This is a genomic window from Peribacillus sp. YIM B13472 (assembly GCF_042788005.1).
Classification (GTDB): domain Bacteria; phylum Bacillota; class Bacilli; order Bacillales; family DSM-1321; genus Peribacillus; species Peribacillus simplex_E.
In genome coordinates, this window is record NZ_JBHZPG010000038.1 from 14,158 (window position 1) to 31,944 (window position 17,787).

Below are 17,787 nucleotides of genomic sequence, written 5' to 3' on the forward strand. Positions count from 1 at the left end.
ATACAAAATTAACTATTGGGGGAATAAAAATGTCTAAAGTATTATTTGTTAAATCAAATGACCGCCCAGCGGATCAAGCTATTAGTGTCAAAATGTATGAAACGTTTTTGAACACATATAAGGAAGCAAATAGTAATGATGAAATAACTGAATTGGATTTATTTAAACTGAACTTACCTTACTACGGAAATACAGCAATTACTGCCCTATATAAACGCAGCCAAGGCATGGAATTGACTGAAGAAGAAGTGGAGATTGCTGATATCGTGCAACAATACTTGAATCAATTCCTTGCTGCCGATAAAGTAGTATTTGCCTTCCCGCTATGGAACGCAACGGTTCCTGCACCATTGGTAACTTATATTTCTTATCTTGCTCAAGCGGGAACAACATTCAAATATACAGCTGAAGGCCCAGTCGGCTTAGCTGGAGGTAAAAAAGTGGCTTTACTTAATGCACGCGGATCCGATTATGCATTGCCTGGAATGGATGCTGGCGAAATGGCAGAGAAATACGTAAAGATGAATTTAAACCTATGGGGCATAACAAACCCAGAAACAGTCGTAATCGAGGGACATAATCAATACCCAGATCGCTCACAGGATATCGTTGCAGAAGGATTGGCGAAAGTTGCTGAAACTGCAGCAAAATTCTAATTATAAAAGCGGAAACCAGTATGTTTTTTTAGCATACTGGTTTTTCTATGCAGATTTTTCTGAAAGTCGATTATAATAAAGGGTAAGCCTATAAGCATGAAAGGAAGTGCAGACAAATGCAAACGTTTAAATCACGTGACGAAATAAAAATAGAAGAAACATGGAACTTAAAGGATATTTACGATGATCAGTCTAATTGGGAAAAAGATTATCAAGAAGTCCTGAAGATGACAGAAAAATTAAAAACTTACGATGGACATATTCAGTCGGCTCAAAATTTGTTCGAGTATTTACGATTAAGTGAGGAACTTGGGTACATTTATAACAAGCTATATGTTTTTGCCATGCTGCAAGCGGATTTGGATACACGGGTAACCTCATCACAAGCATTGCTGGATCGGGCTGGTAAGTTAGGGCAGAAAATAAGTAATGCTTCTGCATTTTTCATGCCGTTTCTTTTGAGTCTGGAAGAACACACATTAAAAGGGTACATAAATGAAATCGAGGGTTTAAAATATTTTGAGGAGGATCTACTGGATTCCTTCCGCTATAAAGCCCATGTGTTAACGAAAGAACAAGAAGAGGTGCTTTCCCAAATAGGCGAAGCCTTTTCAGCACCTCAAAAAACGTTCGGGATGATCAACAATGCTGATATTAAATTTGGGGAAGTTACGAATGAAGACGGCGAGAGGGTGGAGCTGACGCGAGGAATGTATTCCAAATTGATTGAGGACGATGATCGCGATAAAAGAAAAGAGGCCTATTTCGCCTATTATCAGCCATATGTACAATTGAAGAATACGATAGCTTCCACTCTTTCCACAGCAATCAAGAATAATGTGAATCTGTCAAAACTAAGAAATTATCCATCTGCCTTGGAAAAATCATTATTTGGAGATCAAGTTCCAAAAGAGGTTTATGATAATTTAATTATGTCTACTAAGCAAAATATCGGACCCATGCATAAATACATTCATTTAAGAAAAAAATTGCTGGGTGTAGAAGAATTGCGTGCCTATGATTTAAGTGTACCATTAGTCGAAGGCGCTAAAGAGGAGATTTCTTACGATGATGGTTTTTCTTTGATGGTGGAGGCGCTGAAACCGCTTGGCGAAGAGTATATCACAATCCTGAAAACCTTTAAGGAAAAAAGATATATCGACGTCAGGGAAACACCTGGAAAACGTTCAGGTGCTTACAATTTAGGACTTTATGGTGTTCACCCATTCATCCTATTAAATCACCGTGATGATTTAGACAGTGTATTTACACTTGCACATGAATCTGGACATGGCATGCATTCATACTATAGCTCAAAATACCAACCGCAAATAAGTGCTGGGTATTCCATTTTTGTCGCTGAAGTTGCTTCCACTGTGAATGAAATCCTTTTGATTCGCCATTTAATTAAGACTACAAAAGATGTACAGAAGAAAAAACACTTACTTAACCATTTCATAGATAGTTTTAAAGGAACATTCTTCACACAGGTGATGTTTGCGGAGTTCGAAAAGATCGTACATGAAAAAGCTGAAAATGAAGAACCTCTAAATGCCGAGGTTTTTAATACAGCCTATGAATCGATATTTCGCGCTTATAATGGAGATGAAATAATTTTCGATGAAGAAGTGAAGTATGGCTGGTCACGCATCCCACACTTTTATCGTCCGTTTTATGTCTACAAATATGCTACTGGTTACGTATCAGCCATTACTATCGCTGATAAGATCCTTTCTGGGGACAAAAAAACACTTGAAAGTTATTTGACTTTCTTGAAAAGCGGGAGTTCTGATTTCCCATTGGAGCTGCTTAAGAAAACAGGGGTAGATTTAACTAAACCTGATCCAATCGAAAATGCAATGAAGATTTTCAGCGATCTGGTCGACCAATTCACTGATTTGACTGAAGGCTAATCTAAACCATTTCTTCCAAAAGAGCCCATGGTATGATGTTATAAAAAATGCTATAGTTAAAACATTGGCGTAAGAAAGGCCCAATCAATAGATTGGGCCTTATTTTATATGCTGAAGAAACAGGTAATTCGCGAAAAAAGTCATGGTGACAGCGTTATTTTAAACATCGGAGCCTAGCCAATGGGCCAGTTTCTTTGTACTTCAATGGCATATTTTGTGAGGAAAGTGAAAAATGAATTCGACAGTAAATTATATAAAAGAATGGCAGCAGGCAATTCAACTTGAGATCCTGCATTTGAAAAAGTATGGCAGCACAAAATACCTGGTTTCAAACGGCCATCTGCTTACAAGTGACGGATCTTTCAATTATTATTTTGAAACAGGTTCATCGATAAAAATCCCTGTCGGCTCCCTCGTTCGACTGGAATGGGGAGGGATTAAACAGGATGGAAGAATCCTTTCATCAGAGGGGAAAAGTATAATCATTGTTTTTGATCGTTCGTTAGGCGATATGATCGGTGAAGCCTTTTTATACCATGATCCTTGGGAATTGCTGGAACAATTGATTGTCCGCTTGGATGAAATCAAAAGAAGCAAAAGGAAAAGGCTTCGGATCAAACGCCTGATGGATCCGTCCATGCCGCAAAAACATCCTTTAAATGAAAAACAAAGCAGTGTGAAAGAATTATATGCACGCTCGAAGTTCAATCCTGTCACTTTTGTTTGGGGACCCCCTGGTACAGGAAAAACCTTTACATTGGCTCGTACAGTAGCCAATCATTATTTACAAGATAAAAAAGTTCTGGTTTTGTCCCATAGCAACCAGGCTGTCGATGTTTTGATGGCTGAAATTTCATCATTCATTAAAAAGAAAGATCGTTTCAAAGAAGGCGATGTGCTTCGCTATGGATCTCAAATCGGTGAATCACTAGCCATCCATGATGATATTGTTACAGGGCAATTATTAGGTAAACATGAACCGAAATTAGTTAAAGAAAAAGAAGAGCTTGGCGAAGAGAAACGTCTATTAAAGCATGACCTGGCAGGGTCATTCAGTAAAAGGGATACAGATCAATTAATTGAGATAGAAAAAAAGCTGGCCAAAGTCTTGGAGAAAATCCGCCAAAAAGAGATTCAATTCGTAAAAGAAGCAAAAGTCATCGGGACGACCTTAGCTAAAGCCGCAAATGATGAAACGGTTTATCAAAAAGAGTATGATCTGGTTATTTTGGACGAAGCGAGTATGGCTTACGTACCTCAGGTAGCTTTTGCTGCAGCGTTAGCCAAGCATATTATCGTTTGTGGTGATTTCAAACAATTGCCACCTATAGCTTCGGCTCGTGATTCCCTCGTGAAACTTTGGCTGAAGGAAGACATATTTCATCGGGCCGGTGTCGCCCAGTCTGTTGAAGATGGAGAACTCCATCCTCATTTATTCCTATTAAAGGAACAGCGCCGCATGCATCCGGATATTTCAGCATTCACTAATCGTGTCGTCTATAACAATTTTGTAGGCGATCATAAAAGTGTAGCGACTAGCAGAGAGGGCATAATGCTGTCGGAACCGTTTGCCAATAAGGCAGCAGCACTTCTCGATACTAGCTTAGCAGGGGAATATTGCATCACAGAACGGACATCCCACTCGAGAATGAATTTATGGCAATTGCTTTTATCTTTTCAACTGATTCATGAAGCTTATGTGGGCGGATCAAGGTCAATTGGTTATGTTGCCCCTTATCGTGCTCAGGCAGACTTGATGGAAAAACTATTGGATGACTTATATGAGAAAGAACGGCAAACGGCGGATATCATCGCTGCAACTGTACATCGTTTCCAGGGAAGTGAACGTGAGATGATGATCTTTGACACAGTTGATAGTTATCCGCAAAACAGGGCTGGAATGTTATTGACAGGAAGAGAAAGTGAAAGGCTCATTAATGTGGCCATAACAAGGACTAAGGGTAAGTTCGTACATGTATGTGACACTTCATTTGTTAACAAACACGTTTACCGCAGCAAAACACTTCGTCAGCTTGTCGATCATCAAATTCAAAATGATCAGATTGTATCAAAGAAAGACATTGGAAAATGGGTTAAACACCAGCACCCGAGATTGCAATGGATGCATGCCCGTAAATTGGAGGACTTTCAGGAGGATATTGAATCAACAAAACAAGAGATGGTTATCGCTGTTCCGGATTTGAATAGTTTGTCAGAAGAGTGGCAGCAATATTTAATGAAACGAAACCCTGCAGTGAAATTGACGATCATTTCAGCAAAAAGAAACCCTGATATCAACTCTGATCATTTTATTTGTTCACCTGTTTCCTTTTCCTTTATCATCTTCGATAAAAGAGTTGTCTGGCTAGGTTTGCCCGTAGAGTCCAATAATCGGGTCCAGCCTCCATTTATAGCGGCTCGTTTGGATTCGCAAATAATGGCGGATGAATTACTATCTCAATTTAAAAAGAGTGAATAGCATCGGGAAGGCCCTTAAAAAGGGCTTTTCTTCATTTACATTTATTCCAAAAAAAACCTCGCTAGAATAAGTAATGAGATGACTCCTTAAGTCACCTGTGCAATTAATGTATTAAACCAAACACCTCTCTAGAATATATTATTTACTTCTACTCTCCAATTTAGTTCAACTCCTTATATTTTCCGTTAAAGGCTGCAAACTAAAATAACAAAGCAAGCGTTTCATGCGACTTTCGACTAGTTATGATTTACCATTAAGTTACGAAAGCCAAGAAAGGCGGTAACAAAATGAAACTGAGCATTTTGGATCAATCCCCAATTGCATCCGGGCAGTCAGCACAAGAAGCATTGCAGGCATCACTACAACTAGCACAAGAAGGGGATAGACTTGGTTATAGCAGAATCTGGTTAACTGAACATCATGATCTGCCGGGATTGGCCTGTTCTGTTCCAGAGGTTTTGATAAGCTACATTGGTGCACAAACAAAAAATATCCGGATTGGATCAGGGGCAGTGCTGCTTCCGCATTATAAGCCATATAGGATAGCAGAGACTTATAATATGCTTGCAACACTTTTTCCAGGACGGATTGATATTGGACTGGGGCGTGCTCCTGGTGGATCTGCCGAAGCAACGATGGCATTATCCGATAATTTTCTTCAGAATGTTTACAAAATGCCAGAACTTGTTCAAGAACTGTTGTATTTTCTAAGAGATGAATTTCCGAAAGAACATACTTTTTCAAATGTCTCTGCTGCTCCTATCCCAATGGTGCCGCCTGAACCATGGATATTGGGAACAAGCGGGAAAAGTGCAAAACTTGCCGCTGAGAATGGCACTGCATACGCGTTTGGTGAATTCATGAGTGAAAGTGATGGCGTGCAGTGTTTTCACAAGTACCGTGAGAACTTTCAAACAAAAGGGATACTTAAAGCACCTAAAACGATCGTTACGGTTTCGGCCATATGCGCAGAAACGGAGGAACGTGCGAAAGAAATCGCTCTTAGCAACATTCTATGGAAAATTCAAAGTGGTCAAGGGGAAAGAAAGCAGGTTCCAAGTATAGAAGAGGTAAGGAACCATGTTTGGACTGAAAAAGAAAAAGCACTGATGGAAACCATGGATAAAAAACTGATTTTTGGTACCCCTTCACAAGTGAAGTATCGACTTTTCGAGATTCAGGAGAAATATCAAGCAGATGAAATCATGCTGATAACCATAACTCATAAGTTGGAGGATCGGCTTAATTCGTTTCGTTTGATTGCCAGGGAAATTCTTAACAGTTAATCCCTACGAGCATTTTATGTGCATTTTGTGTGCATTTTCTATATGATGGCTTTGCGTCCAATTATCATAATTGAAAGAAAGAAGATGAAGATATGAATGCTGATCAACATGCAAAAAAACTTAGCGACATTTCTTTTTCCGTTCTGGATCTGGCTTCTATCGTTGAGGGTGGTACAGTTTCGGGAGCTTTTAAAAATACAGTAGAATTAGCTAAACATGCGGAGCAATGGAATTACAACCGTTTCTGGGTTGCAGAACACCATAGCATGCCTGGGATTGCAAGCTCTGCAACGTCAGTGCTTATAGGCTATGTTGCAGGTAGGACGGAAAGAATTCGTGTGGGTTCTGGAGGCATAATGCTACCGAATCATGCACCGCTGGTTATCGCAGAACAATTTGGAACATTGGAAGCAATGTATCCCGGTAGAATAGATTTAGGACTGGGGCGTGCGCCGGGAAGCGATCAATTTACTGCCATGGCACTCCGGGGTGATGTACGTAATAACGGTCAGGATTTTCCTGAACAATTGGCACAGCTCCGTAGCTATTTAGATCCGGATTCTAAACATAATCGTGTTCGCGCCATCCCTGGAGAAGGACAGGATATCCCGATTTGGCTGCTTGGTTCAAGCGGCTTCAGTGCAGCATTATCAGCACAGCTGGGCTTGCCATTTTCATTTGCAAGCCATTTTTCCCCTGAAAATACTCAACCAGCTTTAGCTCGTTACCGCAATAATTTCCAACCATCCGACGTTCTCGATAAACCTTATGTCATGGTTGGTATCAATGTATTTGCAGCTGATACTACGGAAGAAGCGCAAAGGATTGCTACATCTTATCAACAGCAGTTCTTGAATTTGATACGGAACACGCCTGGTCAACTTGCACCTCCAGTTGATACGATGGAAGGCCTTTGGACAGAATATGAAAAGGCCATCGTCATGAAGCAGTTGAACGCTTCCGTTATAGGAAATCCAAAAGAGGTTAAAGAGCAGTTGCAGGCATTTTTAAATGAAACACAGGCGGATGAAATGATTATAAACTCTGCCATTTATGATCAGGATGCACGCCTTCGTTCTTATGAAATCATTGCAGAAGTTACTGGAATGAAATAAGTGTCAAAGAATGAGCTTGCAGATTACGTGTCTGCAAGCTTTTTTATAAAATACATACCGATTGTCTTCATAAACAAAGTTAGGAGAGAAGAATGAAACGAGAAGATCCTTTATCCTTAATATTTCACTTCACAGATAAACAAGGTGACAGCCGGCCTCTTTATTTTACGAACCCGAAAAAAGTGTTCACCGCCCATTCAATTGGGGATGTCCTTCCTCAATTCCAAAAAGTCCAGGAAGCGATTCATCAGGGGCATTATGCAGCGGGATATGTTTCCTATGAAGCGGCACCTGCTTTTGAAAAATCTTTTAAAGTAAAAGATGGAGCCAAAATGCCGTTATTATGGTTCGGGATTTTTGATAAACCGGAAGAAGAATTACCTGAAAAAATGACCGGGGCTTTTAATTTAGCTGAATGGCAATCAGAAACGGATTCAAATACCTATCATTCCGGGTTTCAAAGAATTAAATCCGAAATCGAGAATGGCAATACGTATCAAGTTAATTATACGATGCGTTTGCAATCCCAGTTCGAAGGAGATGACTTCGCTTTCTTTGATCGCTTGAAGAGAGCCCAACGCTCGAACTATAGTGCATATTTGAATGTGGGGACACATTCAATCCTATCGGCTTCACCCGAGTTGTTTTTCCGTTGGGAAGATGGTCAGCTGATTACTCGCCCAATGAAAGGAACGGTAAAACGGGGAACGACACTGAAAATGGATCAGCTCAATGCAGACTGGTTAGCAGCCTCGGAAAAGAATCAAGCTGAAAATTACATGATTGTGGATTTGCTCAGAAATGATTTGGGAATGATTGCAGAACCTGGAAGCGTCAAGGTTCCACAGCTTAAGGCAATTGAAAAATATCCGACCGTTTGGCAAATGACATCCACGATTACAGCCGATACGAATCCCGAAACAACAATCATTGATATATTCAAGGCCCTTTTTCCATGTGGATCGATAACAGGTGCACCTAAAATAAAAACGATGGAGATTATCGCTGATATCGAGAATTCACCACGTGAAGTTTATTGCGGTGCAATCGGGTTTATCACCCCTGAATCCGAAGCCGTTTTTAATGTGCCGATTCGTACAGTCGTGATCGATAAGGCAACAGGGAAAGCTGAGTATGGGGTAGGCGGGGGAATCACTTGGGATTCCGAGTTATCGGAAGAATATGACGAAGCCTTTTTAAAAGCCAAATTATTGACGGTGGAAAAGCCTGCATACAAACTATTGGAATCGATGAAACTCAAGGATGGCGAATATTATTTGTTGAATGATCATATAGATCGGATGAAACAATCCGCTGATTACTTCGATTATCGATTCCCTGAATTGTATTTAAGAGATCGACTCCAAAAGTATGCGGAATTAAACCAAGGGACGTTGCAAAAGGTAAGGGTACTACTTAATGAAAATGGTGAAATTGAAGTCTCCGGACAAGCAATCAAGCCCCTTGATTCAGAATTTACGGCCATCTTGGCTGAAACTCCAATATCAAGTGCAAATCCATTTCTATTTCATAAGACCACCAATCGTGATGTATATGAAGGCTTTCAAATGAATAATCCCGACTTCCAGGATGTTCTGCTTTGGAATGAAGAAGGATTCATCACCGAATTCACGAACGGAAATGTAGTGGTGAAGATAAATGGTGACCTCTATACCCCTCCTGTGGACGCAGGTCTCCTTGCTGGAACATTTCGTCAAGACTTGATCAGGAAGAAGGAAATCAAAGAAAAACCCATTTCAAAGGATGACCTAAATAACGCTGAGGAAATTTGGTTTATTAATAGCGTTCGAGGGAAATTAAAAGTGAATTTAACTTTCTAAGCTGATTATTCGTAAAAAGTGAAAATAAAAATCTTTATTGCAGTTTATGGAATGCTTGCGAGTGATGAATACAAGGAGTTTTTTTAAAAAAATATTCGATTGCTGTCGATTCAACCGGCAATTTAGGAATGAGTATTGGAATAATATTCAGCTCCAGACATTCGCCAGGAGTGTCACAAATTTCTTCAGCCTAATGTGGTTTCATCAAAAATAAAAGTCTTGTATTAAAATCATGAAAGGGAATCGGGAGGAGACAATTCCTAACCTCATTTTGTTCGACAAACTTAAAGAAGTTCACGACAGTGAACTTCTTTATTATTTATAAACCCCATGAGGTCAATAAGAGGTGGATGGCCTTTTCCAATTCGGATTCAGGGATCCCTGCAAAGCCCAATATGATTTTAGGAGGGTTTTCATCAATTTTTTCAATAGAATATGTCGATAGTCCATAAATTTTAATATGATTTTCATTTGCCTTTTGAATAAGTGTCTCTTCATCCATGCCGTTCTTAACGATGAGGACGATATGCAATCCTGACCGTTCACCAATGATCTTTATTTGCTGATGTGGTTTAAACAGATCGATCACTTTATCCAACTTGCGACGGTAAACTTTCCTCATTCGATTCAAATGCTTTTCGAAATCCCCTTCCTTCATGAACTGTGTCAACACATGCTGATCAATCCGAGAAACGGTGGAATGGTAAAAAGATAATTCCTGTTGATGCAATTGTAACAATGGAGCGGGAAGAACCATATAACTGATCCGAATCGATGGCATCAATGATTTGGAAAACGACCCTAAATAAATCACCTTATCACCGGCATCCATACTTTGTAAGGAAGGAATTGTTTTTCCACTATAACGAAATTCACTATCATAATCGTCTTCGATAATATAGCGGTTTGTTGCCCCTTGGGACCAGTTCAACAATCGCGTCCGCCTGTTAACGGATAGGATCGTCCCATTGGGGAAGTGATGTGAGGGAGTGACATACACGACGTCGATTTTTGAATCTTCAATTTGGTTAACCTTTACGCCTTCTTCATCAATTTGCAGGGGATGGACTTCATTTGGGTAGCTGCGTAAAATCCGGTGAATCAAGTGATACCCAGGATCTTCAACACCATAGATGGCATTTTTATCGAATAGAAGGACAAGCTGCTGCAATAAAATTTCCATTCCTGCACCAATGATGATTTGTTCGGGAACACATTGTACACCACGTGCATGATACAAATAATGGGCAATTTCACATCGTAATTCATATTCCCCTTGAGAATCCCCCAGTAAAAGAAGATCTTGATGTGATTCATCGATCTTGCCTTTCGTGTATTTTCTCCATTTTTCAAATGGGAAGTGTTCCGTATCAATTTGGCTGGGATGAAAATGATACAGCAATTCCCCTTCTTTATGATTGTTTTTTTCCAAGGATACTTGGTTAGTTTGTGTATACTCTAAATCCTCGAATGTTTGAATATAGTACCCTTTTCTTGGTATGACTTCAACGTATCCTTCAGCAGTCAATTGTTCATATGCAGTCTCGACAGTATTTTGACTTATTTGAAGGAACTCAGCCAATTTCCGTTTGGAGGGCAACTTTGTGCCGTAAAGAAGACGGCCATCAATGATTTCTTTTTTTATATGTGAATATAATTGTTCGTACAAAGGTATTTCACTTAACCGATTTAAATCACAAGTAAGCATATTCATTTTGTTGCCACCTTTTTGATAAATTTTTACTGACCCCATTAAATTTATTAAAACTGACACTTTCAATGTGGTCAACTCTTTTTTATACTAAGCCTAACAAATCTAAAAAATGAAAATATTAGGGGGAAGAAAAAAATGGAAAAATTATTAGGAACTGACACAGTAAAAAGAGGAATGGCACAAATGCAAAAGGGTGGCGTAATTATGGACGTCATTAACGCAGAACAAGCAAAAATCGCAGAAGCATCCGGTGCGGTCGCTGTCATGGCATTGGAAAGGGTACCTTCCGACATCCGTGCGGCTGGCGGCGTAGCAAGAATGGCAGATCCGCGAATTGTCGAGGAAGTAATGAATGCAGTCTCAATCCCGGTCATGGCTAAAGCAAGGATTGGCCATATCGTTGAATCAAGGGTCCTGGAATCCATGGGAGTGGATTATATCGATGAAAGTGAAGTGCTGACTCCTGCGGATGAAGAATACCATATTCTAAAAAGTGATTTCACAGTACCTTTCGTTTGTGGCTGCCGTGATTTAGGCGAAGCTGCGCGCCGTATTGGTGAAGGAGCATCCATGCTTCGTACAAAAGGAGAACCAGGAACAGGTAATATTGTGGAAGCTGTGCGTCATATGAGAAAGGTACAGTCACAAATTCGCAAAGTGAGCATCATGAGTGATGATGAATTAATGACAGAGGCAAAAAATCTTGGAGCCCCTTTTGAAATTTTAAGAGAAATCAAACGCACAGGTAAATTGCCTGTAGTTAACTTTGCAGCGGGCGGAATTGCCACTCCAGCAGATGCTGCATTGATGATGGAATTGGGAGCAGATGGCGTTTTCGTTGGGTCTGGTATTTTTAAATCTGAAACTCCAGAAAAATTCGCATCCGCAATCGTTCAAGCGACTACATATTTCACCGATTATGAATTGATTGGCAAGTTGTCAAAAGAATTGGGCAGTGCAATGAAGGGCATTGATATTTCCAAACTAGCTCCGGCAGAACGGATGCAGGAACGTGGATGGTAATATGATAACGATCGGTGTTTTGGGATTACAGGGAGCGGTTGAAGAACACTTGAACCAAATCAAAGCTGCCGGCGAACAAGCGATTATAGTAAAAAAACCGGAACAGTTGCGGGAAATCGATGGCTTGATCATTCCAGGCGGAGAAAGCACGACGATGAGGAAGCTAATGGATCGTTATGGATTTATGGAACCGATCAAAACTTTCTTCGAAGATAAAAAACCAATTTTCGGTACATGTGCTGGGATGGTATTGGCGGCAAATGAATTGACTGGCGATGAGGTGGCCTATCTCGGACTAATGGACATTTCCGTGAAAAGGAACGGATTTGGACGTCAACGGGAAAGTTTCGAGGCTGACCTATCCATCAAAGGAATGGAAGCCCCTTATAAGGCAGTATTCATCCGGGCGCCATTTGCTGATGAAGTTGGAGAAGGTGTAGAAGTATTGGCTGTTTATGAAGAGAATGTAGTGGCTGCGAGACAAGACCATGTCCTCGTAAGTGCATTTCATCCAGAATTGACAGGTGATGATCGCTTCCTTCAACTTTTCATTGAAATGGTGAAGACCTCCGTAAGTATGGTCGAATTGAAAACCTGCTAAACAAATGAAGCTGTCCTATTAATAGGACAGCTTTACTTTTGAAAGCTCAGAACTCTATAAAAATACATATTGCTTGAATTTACTATTCTTTACTTTTATAATAAAAAGTAAGTAATCACTTACTTAGTTGGAAGGGGAATGTATATGACAGCAAGAGTTGCAGTTATCACAGGGGGAGCAAGCGGTATAGGCCGAGCCACATGCTTGAAATTCGCAGCAAAAGGGGACAAGGTCGTTGTTGCGGATTTTAATGAAGAAATGGGTCGGGAAACCGTTGATCAGATAACAGCTAATGGTGGAGTGGCCATTTATGTTAAATCGGATGTTTCTAAGCAGGAAGATGTTGAATCGTTAATCAATAAAGCAGTGGAAACATACGGAAGGCTCGATATCATGTTTAATAATGCCGGCATTGGTGCGGGCGGTATGATCCTAGAACAAGATATGGAGGGTTACTACAAAACGATTGGGGTGAACCAGCACGGAGTGGCATTTGGAATCATGGCAGCAGGACGGAAAATGAAGGAGCTGGGTAACAAGGGAGTCATTATAAATACCGCTTCTGTGTTTGGCTACTTAGCTTCCCATGGGACTTTTGCCTATCAGGCGACTAAAGGTGCTGTAAGAATGATGACACAGACAGCAGCTTTGGAATTGGGTGCTCATGGCATACGCGTTGTGGGCATTGCGCCGGGCGGGGTCGACACTCCAATCATACAAGGTTATAAAGACATGGGAATCATCGATAAATTGAATGCAAGTCAAATGCGCGGTGAATTGATTAAGCCAGAAGCCATTGCAAATGCCGTCTATCTATTATCGTTAGAGGAAGCGGATGCGATCAATGGAAGTGTAGTCATGGTCGATGATGGCTATGCATCTTTTAAGTGATTTTCATAAATAGAAAACATCGTCCCAACCAGATGATGTTTTCTATTTATGATATATGGGAATATTGAATTCTAATAGATCAAAGGTAATATTGACCGATTGATACCAGGGATATATCATGGGAAATAGATGGGTGAAACCGGTCTTATCTTTATAAAAGAAGGTTGATATTTTTGAAAAAAGGGCAGCAAACCAAAGAACGAATCATAAATGTAGCCCGGACTCTTTTTGCCACTAAAGGTTTTGACATGACAAGAACGAATGAAATTGCCTCTGCATGCAATGTTTCCGAAGCTACTATTTACAAATACTTTGACAGCAAAAAAGATTTGCTTTTGGCTACAATTACCCCTAATGAAAAAGAGGAATCTGAAGATGGGACTAGCCATCTATCCACGGATGATCTAGTGGAGAATCATGTTACTACCATGATAAAAAAAATTCTTGAAAATAAAGAACAGTTTTCGATATTATTTAGGGAAACACAATTCGATCAAGATATTTCAAAGCAATATGTAGATCAGATTTTCAAGCCAAATGCCAGGCATATTGAAATACAGAAGAGAATAGATAGCGGAGAGATACAATATATCTCTGATATTATTTTATTTAATGTAGGGATCATTTCTTTCACATTGGCTTTATCTACACATTATGAGATCCATCAACAAAAAAAGGAGCCATATTTTACTTCTGAACGAATTAAGAGCATTGCACAACTTTTGGTATATGGTATTCATGGTAAACAAATTCATACATAATGAAACGGTCATATTTAAGGGCATGAGCATCAAGCCGTAAATATGACCGTTTTAATTTCATTCATAGTCGATGAAGTCAACTGGTGATTCATTAAACCCGAGTGTAAGATTTGACTTATATTTTTCAGACTATTACGATAAATGCATACTGCACGAATTGCTTTACGAAGATTTCATCTTTAAATCATGTAACATTGGAGGGGTATTAAATGAGCGATATCGTAATTTTATCAGGAAGTCCGGCTATTCCATCAAGAACGGACATTTCACTAAAACATATTCAATCATTAGTCGAACAAGAAGGATTTACCACAGCTTATTTCTCAATTACGGATTTCTCAGCAGATGATTTATTTCAAGGGAAATATAATAGCGAAGATATCTTAAAACTTTCAGAGAGAATTCAAGCAGCTAGAGGAATCATTATTGGTTCACCGGTTTATAAGGCTTCTTATACAGGTGTATTGAAAGCCTTGATTGATTTGCTGCCAGAAGGTGCTTTTAAGGGTAAGCCAGTTCTGCCAATCATGATTGGTGGAAGTAACAGGCATCTATTGGCGATTGACTATGCGCTTAAACCATTAATCTCAATATTAAAAGGCGAGCCGCTGCAGGGCATATATTTTGTTGATAAGGAAATAGATAAACAGAATTCAGAAAATCCGATTAATGATTCACATTTAATTGATCGCGTCCAGAGTCAAGTTCAAGAATTTGTAGAAGCGATCCAGTTAAGAAATTAAATATTTTTTCAAGTAATTACAGGCGTCAATAATAGGTTTATTAATGAAAATGGACTCATTTTTTTGGAGACTTTATCTAAAAAGACGAGTCTATTTTCGTATTTATATGAACATAAAATCATAAATTGAATAGTGTGTATAAAAATAACAGTTCATCCATAATATTAAACCAAGTTATTTTATAAGAAAACTCCATTGACAAGGATTAAATATATGTTAATATTTAAAATAATAAAACTTATCCAGAGCGACGGAGGGAATTGGCCCTTTGAAGTCCAGCAACCTGCATGATGGATGCAAGGTGCTACCTCCAACAAAATGTTGATCATTTTGGAAGATAAGGTAATGATATTTACCTTGGAATCTTTCCATCATGGGAAGATTTTTGTTTTTGGAAAAATTTCAGGCCAACCATAACAATGTAAGGTTGTATGGAATTATATAAATCTAAGAAATTTTTTTAATCAGGTTGAAAATAAAATATTCGCGGATTTTCTTAAAGGAGGAACTGGTTTGGAAAAAGAGAATCAGCTTGAAGAAATATTTGAAAGACTTCAAGAAATGCTTAATTCAATGAAATATGGATCCATTACACTTATTGTCCAGGATGGTAAAATCATTCAGATGGAAAGAAATGAAAAATTAAGAATTAAATAAGGTATCTGCTGACTAGAAAAACTAGAGGCGGGTTTAACTGATATAAAGAGAGTATTGGTTGGATTCGTCTCTTTTTCCTAGAATCAAATAAACTGGGGAAGATTAAAACGGGTATTGATCAATAGTTATTCTAACCTGATACAGCAAGTTTTTAGAGGGGGCTACAAAGTTGGCTGGATTAATAAACTATGAAAATTTCAATTCAGGGGAATTCCCTGTATTTCCTGAAGACAGTGAAACAAAAGGTGCTTTGGAAGTTCTGCAATGGGCGAATGACCATTATGGAAACAAACTGATTTATGCTTGCAGTTTTGGTATTGAAGGCATCGTGCTTACGGATTTATTGGCGAAGGTCAACCCTTCGGCAAAAATTGTTTTCCTTGATACAGATGTTCATTTTGAGGAGACTTACCAATTGATCGAGCAAGTGAAAAAGCGCTATCCAAAGCTTTTGATCGAAATGAAGAAACCTGCCTTGACGCTTGAGGAACAAGCAGCGGAATATGGGGATGAATTATGGCTTAGTGATTCCAATAAGTGCTGTAACATCCGTAAAATCATTCCGCTTACCGATGTGCTTTCAACGGCAACAGCCTGGCTTTCGGGACTGCGGAGGGAGCAATCCGAAACAAGGGCTCAAACCGAGTATATCAATAAGGATAATAAGTTCAAGTCAGTTAAAATATGTCCACTCATACATTGGACATGGAAAGATGTTTGGCGCTACGCCCACAAAAATGGACTTCCATATAATATCCTGCATGATAATGGATATCCGAGCATTGGATGTAAAACGTGTACAGCACCTGCCTTCAATGCAGATGATTTACGCTCAGGCCGTTGGCAAGGAGCTCAAAAAACGGAATGCGGATTGCATTTATCTTAAATAAATAGAAACCATAGGGGGAAATTAGCATGACAATCAGTCTACCGCACGGAGGAACATTAATCGATCTTTGGGAACCAAAATATGATTTTAGTAAAATAACAAAGTCAATCGAAATCGATGAAATTGCTTTAAGTGATCTTGAATTGATAGGCACTGGTGCCTACAGTCCGATTAAAGGATTCTTTACAAAAAGTGACTATGAGACAGTGGTCAAGGATATGAGGCTTAGCAGCGGGCATGTATGGAGCATCCCGATTACGCTGCCTTTGACCGAAGAAACTGCAAAAACCCTTACTATAGGTGAAGAAGTATCGTTGACTCATGAAGGTGAAACATACGGGGTTCTATCCGTTTCCGATATTTACACTCCAGATAAGCAATTGGAAGCGACATTAGTATATCAAACGGATGATGAGAAGCATCCTGGAGTAAAAAATTTATATAACCGCGGCGATGTATATGTCGGCGGGGAAATAAAGTTAATCAAGAGAATAGAGCGTCCGCTATTTCAAGCTCATTATTTGGACCCGGTCGACACAAGGAAAGCTTTTGCTGAAAAAGGCTGGGAAACGGTTGTCGGATTCCAAACGAGGAACCCTGTTCACCGTGCGCATGAATACATTCAAAAGACAGCATTGGAGATTGTCGACGGCTTATTCTTAAATCCTCTCGTAGGTGCCACTAAATCCGATGACATTCCGGCAGATGTAAGAATGGAAAGTTATAAAGTGCTGCTTGAAAAATATTATCCTAAGGATCGCGTCTCTCTTGCAGTTTTCCCTGCTGCCATGCGTTATGCAGGACCAAGAGAAGCCATTTTCCATGCGATGGTCCGTAAAAATTATGGTTGCACCCATTTTATCGTCGGACGTGATCATGCGGGTGTGGGCGATTATTATGGCACATATGATGCCCAAAAAATATTTGGGAATTTTAACGCAGATGAGTTAGGGATCACTCTATTATTCTTTGAACATAGTTTTTACTGTAAAGCATGTGGCAATATGGCTTCCGCTAAAACTTGTCCGCATGGCAAGGAAGACCATGTCATCCTGTCTGGAACGAAGGTAAGGGAAATGTTGCGCAATGGAGAAATTCCTCCAGCTACCTTTAGCCGTAAAGAAGTCATCGAGGTGTTGATCGAAGGTCTAAAAAAGAATGAAGTTTATAACTGATTGGACATAAATTGAAGGATCACATGAAGAGGGGGATTATTAT

15 protein-coding genes and 1 riboswitch are annotated in these 17,787 nt (G+C 39.5%); of the genes, 14 read left to right on the forward strand and 1 reads right to left on the reverse strand.

All coding sequences use genetic code 11. The features are described from left to right. Positions 1-29 precede the first annotated feature (29 nt). From ACFX4I_RS22185 to pabB, 6 genes are all read left to right on the forward strand, one after another. Positions 30-656 (forward strand): FMN-dependent NADH-azoreductase, encoded by a 627-nt coding sequence (locus tag ACFX4I_RS22185; RefSeq protein ID WP_230302099.1) that lies wholly within the window; start codon positions 30-32, stop codon positions 654-656. Between the two features lie 116 nt (positions 657-772). Then, complete coding sequence (pepF, locus tag ACFX4I_RS22190) at positions 773-2,569, forward strand: oligoendopeptidase F (RefSeq protein WP_230302100.1); 1,797 nt, start codon at positions 773-775, stop codon at positions 2,567-2,569. A 232-nt stretch (positions 2,570-2,801) separates the two neighbouring features. Further along, positions 2,802-5,048 carry an AAA domain-containing protein gene (locus ACFX4I_RS22195; RefSeq protein ID WP_377423036.1) on the forward strand — a complete coding sequence of 749 codons (2,247 nt, stop codon included), beginning with the start codon at positions 2,802-2,804 and terminating at the stop codon, positions 5,046-5,048. Between the two features lie 287 nt (positions 5,049-5,335). Beyond that, the gene (locus tag ACFX4I_RS22200; RefSeq protein ID WP_283931743.1) at positions 5,336-6,334 is read left to right on the forward strand and encodes an LLM class flavin-dependent oxidoreductase; all 999 of its coding nucleotides are present in this window, start codon (positions 5,336-5,338) and stop codon (positions 6,332-6,334) included. Between the two features lie 92 nt (positions 6,335-6,426). Further along, the gene (locus ACFX4I_RS22205; RefSeq protein ID WP_230302104.1) at positions 6,427-7,449 is read left to right on the forward strand and encodes an LLM class flavin-dependent oxidoreductase; all 1,023 of its coding nucleotides are present in this window, start codon (positions 6,427-6,429) and stop codon (positions 7,447-7,449) included. Positions 7,450-7,541: 92 nt separating this feature from the next. After that, on the forward strand, positions 7,542-9,290 hold the full coding sequence (pabB, locus tag ACFX4I_RS22210; RefSeq protein ID WP_377423040.1) for an aminodeoxychorismate synthase component I: 1,749 nt from the start codon (positions 7,542-7,544) through the stop codon (positions 9,288-9,290). Between the two features lie 319 nt (positions 9,291-9,609). On the opposite strand, the gene pdxR is transcribed toward pabB, so the two are convergent. Continuing rightward, positions 9,610-11,004 (reverse strand): MocR-like pyridoxine biosynthesis transcription factor PdxR, encoded by a 1,395-nt coding sequence (pdxR, locus tag ACFX4I_RS22215; protein WP_230302106.1) that lies wholly within the window; start codon positions 11,002-11,004, stop codon positions 9,610-9,612. Positions 11,005-11,139: 135 nt separating this feature from the next. On the opposite strand from pdxR, the gene pdxS reads away from it, so the two are divergent. From pdxS to sat, 8 genes are all read left to right on the forward strand, one after another. Further along, entirely contained in the window at positions 11,140-12,027 is an 888-nt protein-coding gene (gene pdxS / locus ACFX4I_RS22220; RefSeq protein WP_034306956.1) for a pyridoxal 5'-phosphate synthase lyase subunit PdxS, read from the forward strand. A 1-nt stretch (position 12,028) separates the two neighbouring features. Then, positions 12,029-12,628 carry a pyridoxal 5'-phosphate synthase glutaminase subunit PdxT gene (gene pdxT, locus ACFX4I_RS22225; protein ID WP_377423066.1) on the forward strand — a complete coding sequence of 200 codons (600 nt, stop codon included), beginning with the start codon at positions 12,029-12,031 and terminating at the stop codon, positions 12,626-12,628. Between the two features lie 144 nt (positions 12,629-12,772). Beyond that, positions 12,773-13,519: an SDR family NAD(P)-dependent oxidoreductase gene (locus ACFX4I_RS22230; RefSeq protein WP_377423042.1), complete on the forward strand. Its 747-nt coding sequence runs from the start codon at positions 12,773-12,775 to the stop codon at positions 13,517-13,519. A 173-nt stretch (positions 13,520-13,692) separates the two neighbouring features. After that, complete coding sequence (locus ACFX4I_RS22235) at positions 13,693-14,280, forward strand: TetR/AcrR family transcriptional regulator (protein WP_230302107.1); 588 nt, start codon at positions 13,693-13,695, stop codon at positions 14,278-14,280. A 209-nt stretch (positions 14,281-14,489) separates the two neighbouring features. Next, positions 14,490-15,023 carry an NADPH-dependent FMN reductase gene (gene ssuE / locus ACFX4I_RS22240; RefSeq protein WP_230302108.1) on the forward strand — a complete coding sequence of 178 codons (534 nt, stop codon included), beginning with the start codon at positions 14,490-14,492 and terminating at the stop codon, positions 15,021-15,023. 235 nt (positions 15,024-15,258) lie between these two features. Beyond that, a riboswitch (SAM riboswitch) is annotated at positions 15,259-15,367 on the forward strand. A 169-nt stretch (positions 15,368-15,536) separates the two neighbouring features. Next, positions 15,537-15,680: a YezD family protein gene (locus tag ACFX4I_RS22245; RefSeq protein WP_141994426.1), complete on the forward strand. Its 144-nt coding sequence runs from the start codon at positions 15,537-15,539 to the stop codon at positions 15,678-15,680. 181 nt (positions 15,681-15,861) lie between these two features. Beyond that, on the forward strand, positions 15,862-16,566 hold the full coding sequence (locus ACFX4I_RS22250; RefSeq protein ID WP_377423068.1) for a phosphoadenylyl-sulfate reductase: 705 nt from the start codon (positions 15,862-15,864) through the stop codon (positions 16,564-16,566). A 29-nt stretch (positions 16,567-16,595) separates the two neighbouring features. Beyond that, positions 16,596-17,744, forward strand: coding sequence for a sulfate adenylyltransferase (sat, locus tag ACFX4I_RS22255; RefSeq protein WP_377423046.1), 1,149 nt, complete (start codon positions 16,596-16,598; stop codon positions 17,742-17,744). Positions 17,745-17,787: the final 43 nt, after the last annotated feature.

What these genes read in the sequence shown, in the direction of transcription:
- pabB (WP_377423040.1), top strand. Translation starts at nt 7,542, where the DNA reads ATGAAACGAGAAGATCCTTTATCCTTAATATTTCACTTCACAGATAAA.
- ACFX4I_RS22230 (WP_377423042.1), top strand. Translation starts at nt 12,773, where the DNA reads ATGACAGCAAGAGTTGCAGTTATCACAGGGGGAGCAAGCGGTATAGGC.
- ACFX4I_RS22200 (WP_283931743.1), top strand. Translation starts at nt 5,336, where the DNA reads ATGAAACTGAGCATTTTGGATCAATCCCCAATTGCATCCGGGCAGTCA.
- pdxT (WP_377423066.1), top strand. Translation starts at nt 12,029, where the DNA reads ATGATAACGATCGGTGTTTTGGGATTACAGGGAGCGGTTGAAGAACAC.
- pepF (WP_230302100.1), top strand. Translation starts at nt 773, where the DNA reads ATGCAAACGTTTAAATCACGTGACGAAATAAAAATAGAAGAAACATGG.
- ACFX4I_RS22205 (WP_230302104.1), top strand. Translation starts at nt 6,427, where the DNA reads ATGAATGCTGATCAACATGCAAAAAAACTTAGCGACATTTCTTTTTCC.
- ACFX4I_RS22195 (WP_377423036.1), top strand. Translation starts at nt 2,802, where the DNA reads ATGAATTCGACAGTAAATTATATAAAAGAATGGCAGCAGGCAATTCAA.
- sat (WP_377423046.1), top strand. Translation starts at nt 16,596, where the DNA reads ATGACAATCAGTCTACCGCACGGAGGAACATTAATCGATCTTTGGGAA.
- ACFX4I_RS22185 (WP_230302099.1), top strand. Translation starts at nt 30, where the DNA reads ATGTCTAAAGTATTATTTGTTAAATCAAATGACCGCCCAGCGGATCAA.
- ssuE (WP_230302108.1), top strand. Translation starts at nt 14,490, where the DNA reads ATGAGCGATATCGTAATTTTATCAGGAAGTCCGGCTATTCCATCAAGA.
- pdxR (WP_230302106.1), bottom strand. Translation starts at nt 11,004, where the DNA reads ATGAATATGCTTACTTGTGATTTAAATCGGTTAAGTGAAATACCTTTG.
- pdxS (WP_034306956.1), top strand. Translation starts at nt 11,140, where the DNA reads ATGGAAAAATTATTAGGAACTGACACAGTAAAAAGAGGAATGGCACAA.